The following is a 4,479-nucleotide window of genomic DNA, read 5'->3' as shown; positions in this document are numbered from 1 at the left end:
GCTCTGGATTATCGGCGAACCCGGCAGTCGGGCGTACGAGCGATTTGGTTGTCCAACAGGGGGGAACGGCTATTTTAGCAGAAACGACTGAACTCATCGGAGCAGAGCATTTGATAGCTAACCGGGCAGCAAACGACGATGAGTTCAGTCGTTTCTGCTAAAATAGCCGTTCCCCCCTGTTGGACAACCAAATCGCTCGTACGCCCGACTGCCGGGTTCGCCGATAATCCAGAGCATGCATCCGACCCACCGCATTCTGTGCCGACAATCAGCTCGCTAAAATCACATAATTCTCGTTGTATCATCGAGGCATCCTGTACCATTTTGACTGCAATTTTAGCTACTTCTGCAATGGTTTGAAGTGTGCCGCCATGATCCTGAATCGACACCGTTTCGACTGGTTTGCCGCATTTGGCAATCTCATCCCCAATTCGATGCGCCTGATGTGTTTCACAGCCAAGGCCAAGTACAATGACACCGTATACATTTGGATTCATACCCATTCCCGCATAAGTTCTGGCCGTTTGATCATAATCAGTGCCTACTTGCGCACAGCCATGCTGGTGAATAAATGTGACTGTTCCGCTTACCAGCTCTGTTACGCGCTGAGCTGTTTGCGTTGCGCAAGTAATCGTAGGTAAAATCAGAACATGATTCCGGACACCTACGCGTCCATCCTGACGGCGGTAGCCCCAAAACTGCATTTTTTCATTCAGCAATCTTGTCACCCCTTCCTCTTTTGCCTTCTAAATTGTGTACATGAACGTGTGCTCCAGCAGGAATAAAAGCGGAGGCAGCACCGATGACTTCACCGTATTTAATGATGTCTGCTCCATGTTCGATCGCTTTAACTGCGAACTTATGGCCAAAGCGAATCGGTTCAAGAATGGTTACGGTTACAGCGAGGTCATCTTGACCTACTTTCACAACCACTGATGTCTTTTCAGGAATTTCAGATAAGGCAACAGCTACACTATCTTCCTTACTTAAATACAGGGTTTTATATTCGCTCATTTTGTCACTCCTTAAATTGTTTGTACGGCATTGCTTTGGATGACGGGGTTATTCAAAATTCCAATGCCTGGAATTTCAATTTCAATCCGATCGTTGTCATACAATGTAAATTCATTCGGCGGAACTACACATGTACCTGTGAGCAGAACTGTTCCGTCAAAAATAATGTTATCTAACACTAAAAACTCCACAAGCTCTTCCAGTGTACGTTTCAGTTGGTTTACTTTTGCTTCTCCGTCAAATACCTTTTCTTCATTTCGATAGATACGGCACATTATTTTAAGGTCATATGGATCCGAAACAGCCTCTTTTAATAAGATGGCCGGTCCGATAGAGCAAGAATTTTTCCATACTTTTGCCTGTGGAAGATAAAGTGGATTCTCACCTTCAATGTCCCTGCAGCTCATATCATTACCTGCGATGTATCCGAGTATCGTCCCTTCTTTGTCGATGACAAGACCTAGTTCTGGCTCCGGGATTTGCCAGTGTGAATCTGAACGTAAGTAAACTGGATCATTCGGTCCTACGGTTCTTGCTGCAGTCGATTTAAAGAAAATCTCGGGACGCACTGCATCATAAACTTTGTCATAGAACGTTTGGCGGTCAAGCTTTCCTTGCGTTGCTTCGTAATTACGTGCTTCCTTGCTTTTTTTATACGTTACACCAGATGCCCATACTTCTGGTGCGTCGATGGGCGTTGTTAATTTAAGACCTTCTAATGGCTGTTTTTCTTCTTCGGCAACTATTTGTTTTACAATATCAAACGCAGTTTTGTTTTTCTGACGTGCCGTTTCAATCAACGACATAAAATCTATAAACGGAAGATCCACCACCTTGTTTTCGTTTGTCACGGCAGCAAGTTGTTTCTCGTTTTCTTTTACATAGCGAATAATTCTCATTTGCTAGTCCCTCCTAAATGGCAGTCACGTTTTATATTTTTTGATATTCATATCCAAGCTCCTGCGAAATTTTACTGCTGCATTCCTTTAAGATACGTACATAATACTCGTGTGTTTCTTCATTTACTTTCGATGAAGGCATCGATACGCTCATAGCGGCTATTACTTTGCCTGAATAATCTTTTATTGGCACAGCCAGACAGAAAATTCCTGGTTCGTTTTCTTCATTATCCATTGAATACCCAGCAATACGTGCTTTTTCGATTTCAACTAAGAACTGTTCTTTTGACCTTATTGATCTTTCAGTTGGTCCTGTATATACATAGCCGTCCAAGAGCAAATCTAGTTCACTATCGGTTTTAGTTGCCACAAGTGATTTACCTACCGCACTTGTATGTATCGGGACACGGCGGCCAATACGGGAATACAAAACCGTAACCCCTCTGCCTTCCACTTTATCGATATATACACCTTCCTGCCCGTCTAATATGACGAGGTGGAGCGTTAAGTTTGTGGTCTCGGAAAGCCATTCAAGATGTTTTCTTGCGACATTACGCAAATCGAGATGGGTCACCACCACGCTCCCCCTCTCTAATAGTTTTAAACCTAGAGAGTATTTGCCATTTTCTTCACCTTGTGAAATATACTGATGCAACTGTAAGGTTTTTAAAAGCGAATGAACCGTGCTTTTATGCAAATTCATTCGTTTGCTTATTTCTGTGATAGTTAAATCCCTGTCACGCTCGTCAAATAAATCCAATATTTTCAATGCGCGCTCCACTGATTGGATGATAGGCATTGTTCCTCACTCCTTCATTTTCTGTCTCTCTTTATTTTATCGGATTTATGACGAGCGTTCCTTACTTTATTAATATGTTTTTTTCCAGAAGCAAAATATCCTGTTCATAATCAAGTACAGCATCTTCTACGACGGCGATTGGTACAACCCCATTTGCCGCATCTGTATGTCCATACATCCGGTTGCTGGCCGCAACCATTTTTTGACGATTTTTCATTCGTTGCTTACGTTCCGTGACCAATGATTGTCTTTCTTCCTTTATATAATCCTCAAACTCATGCACAACTTTTCCGGTAAGAAGTTGAGCGGCATCGACAAAATCAATGCGGCCCTCGCGAAGCTGAAGGTGAACAACATCACCCGTTTGGAGGAAACCAATGCCTCCATCTTCATATGCTTCTGGTGTCATATGACCAATAGCGGCGCCGTAAGTGACACCCGAATAGCGGCCGTCGCTAATGATTGTTGCGAGTTTTTTCATAACACGGTTAGCATTAATATGTTGCATCGGTGTAAACATTTCTGGCATACCGAAAGCAATGGGACCTTGCCCTGCGATAATGACGGCAATTTTCAAAGTACCTTGATCAGCCATCTCGTCAAATAATTCCTCGTAAGGTGCATCTTTTATTCGTGACCATTCAGGCTCATTATTGTATTTAAGTGACGCAAGAAGATGATCATGCTCGAACAGCTTTTGCTCTTTTATTTTCGAGAGCAGGCTTGAATCAAGCAGGCTTCTATTGGCATCATCCTCATTTTCGTAGTAAAGAACAAATGCTAGCTTATCATCGAACTGATTAAGCTGCGGTGTCGGCATCCCGCTAATTTTCACAACAGCACTTTCAAAAAAGTTTCCTTTTAATRCATCTACACCGCTGAATCCACGGCGTGGAGTGGATAAAATAACTTGATTATTCTTTACATTTACTGCCTGAAGGCTGCGTGTAATCGCAAGACGTTCTTTCCACGTTTTTGCGGCGACTGTTGGCGCATCCTGATCCATTGGTACACCATTTTCAATAAGTTCGTAAACAAGCGTTTCCATACCACGGCTTGTGCCACTGCAACACTGCATTGCAAGTGAATAAATGTCACGTCCTTCAGTCAAGCTGTAATCAAATAAATCAGGAATCGGATGTAAATGGTGAATGCGGTCAAGATCCCATAAGCTGAATTTGTATCCTGCATATAGCATGGCAGCTACGATATGCATCATTAAGTTCGTAGAACCACCCGAAGCGCTGTGAATGCGTATTGCATTTTTTATATTCGTCGCGACAATGTTGGCCACTCCGTATCGCTCGTCGTTAATCATTACAGAAAAGCTATCAAGCACGGCGTTAATCTGGCGCTGTGATGGTGGATCTGTTAATAGCTCAACTGCTGGATGAACGAGTCCCATGCCTGCAACTAGATGACGTGAACTATTGCCCGTTCCGTTAAAGGCACACACGCCTCCCTGACCATCACAAGTAGCTACAGCAAGCCTCATTTCAAAATATTTATGCTGTTCTTTCGTCAAGATGCCACGTTCGTATGCACGTTCGAATACACCCTGAAATGCAGTATTCGATGAACATTGCAAGATATACGCCATCGTATCACGTAAATCAACGGCTACATCAGCTACACCTTCACTTTCCGCTTTTTTCGCCAATGCTTCCAATTCTTCTATCACGTCGGCAGGAATCGAACCACCTTCTAATACGTGAGCAGGTGCGAATGTCGCGAAAAAGGGCGCTTCACCTCGGTTGCGACGCACAC

Annotated in this window: 4 protein-coding genes and 2 pseudogenes; 1 reads left to right on the top strand and 5 read right to left on the bottom strand. The window is 43.5% G+C overall.

Annotation, left to right across the window (positions count from 1 at the left end; all coding sequences use genetic code 11):
- Positions 1-137 (top strand): annotated as a pseudogene (locus AC1DUW_RS21565) (UxaA family hydrolase); the annotation flags it as partial.
- Here AC1DUW_RS21565 and AC1DUW_RS21560 read toward each other — a convergent pair.
- From AC1DUW_RS21560 to AC1DUW_RS21540, 5 genes and pseudogenes are all read right to left on the bottom strand, one after another.
- Positions 138-704, bottom strand: a pseudogene (locus AC1DUW_RS21560) (UxaA family hydrolase); the annotation flags it as partial.
- Positions 705-708: 4 nt separating this feature from the next.
- Positions 709-1,014 (bottom strand): UxaA family hydrolase, encoded by a 306-nt coding sequence (locus AC1DUW_RS21555; protein WP_053346444.1) that lies wholly within the window; start codon positions 1,012-1,014, stop codon positions 709-711.
- Positions 1,015-1,025: 11 nt separating this feature from the next.
- The gene (locus AC1DUW_RS21550) at positions 1,026-1,913 is read right to left on the bottom strand and encodes a fumarylacetoacetate hydrolase family protein (RefSeq protein WP_098176416.1); all 888 of its coding nucleotides are present in this window, start codon (positions 1,911-1,913) and stop codon (positions 1,026-1,028) included.
- Between the two features lie 31 nt (positions 1,914-1,944).
- The gene (locus AC1DUW_RS21545; protein ID WP_053346446.1) at positions 1,945-2,712 is read right to left on the bottom strand and encodes an IclR family transcriptional regulator; all 768 of its coding nucleotides are present in this window, start codon (positions 2,710-2,712) and stop codon (positions 1,945-1,947) included.
- Positions 2,713-2,773: 61 nt separating this feature from the next.
- Positions 2,774-4,479 (bottom strand): dihydroxy-acid dehydratase domain-containing protein (locus AC1DUW_RS21540; RefSeq protein ID WP_477643419.1); only part of this gene is annotated, 1,706 nt, incomplete at its 5' end.

It is taken from the genome of Peribacillus sp. P4_C12 (assembly GCF_056402095.1).
This window is presented reverse-complemented; position numbering and strand designations above follow the sequence as displayed.

What these genes read in the sequence shown, in the direction of transcription:
- AC1DUW_RS21555 (WP_053346444.1), bottom strand. Translation starts at nt 1,014, where the DNA reads ATGAGCGAATATAAAACCCTGTATTTAAGTAAGGAAGATAGTGTAGCT.
- AC1DUW_RS21550 (WP_098176416.1), bottom strand. Translation starts at nt 1,913, where the DNA reads ATGAGAATTATTCGCTATGTAAAAGAAAACGAGAAACAACTTGCTGCC.
- AC1DUW_RS21545 (WP_053346446.1), bottom strand. Translation starts at nt 2,712, where the DNA reads ATGCCTATCATCCAATCAGTGGAGCGCGCATTGAAAATATTGGATTTA.